The sequence below is a fragment of the Nocardiopsis codii genome, assembly GCF_036327455.1.
GTDB lineage: Bacteria > Actinomycetota > Actinomycetes > Streptosporangiales > Streptosporangiaceae > Nocardiopsis > Nocardiopsis codii.
The window spans coordinates 1-513 of sequence record NZ_JAUZMY010000095.1 but is presented as its reverse complement, the minus strand read 5'-3'; the positions used below and the strand labels follow the sequence as shown (position 1 = coordinate 513).

Here is a 513-nt window from a genome sequence, read left to right as displayed (position 1 = left end):
CGACCACGTCCCCCCGATCCCGGACCGCCGGGCGCCGTTGTGCGCCCGGCGCGCCGCACACTCCTTCTGGCCACCCGCTCCCCATGAGGAAGAAAAACAACATGAGAAACTCCCCCCGCGACAAGCAACGAACTCCGTGGGCACGGCGCGGCCTTGCCACCGCCGCCGGACTGGCACTTACCGCCTCTCTCACGGTCGCCGCCACCAGTGCTTCCGCCGCCGAGCGCGTCGACAATCCGTATGAGGGTGCGGATGTGTACGTGAACCCGATCTGGTCGGCGAACGCCGCGGCCGAGCCCGGCGGGTCCGCGATCTCGGACCAGCCCACCGGTGTGTGGATGGACCAGATCAGCGCGATCGAGGGCAACGACAGCCCCACCACCGGGTCGATGGGTCTGCGCGAGCACCTGGACGAGGCCGTGGTCCAGGCCGCGGGCGAGCCCCTGGTCTTCCAGGTGGTGATCTACAACCTGCCCGGCCGTGACTGCGCCGCCCTGGCCTCCAACGGCGAGC

General features: G+C 70.2%; 1 protein-coding gene. It reads left to right on the top strand.

All coding sequences use genetic code 11. The features are described 5' to 3' along the window. Positions 1–101: 101 nt before the first annotated feature. Positions 102–513: glycoside hydrolase family 6 protein (locus Q8791_RS31785; protein ID WP_330095558.1), on the top strand; the 412-nt coding region annotated here is incomplete at its 3' end.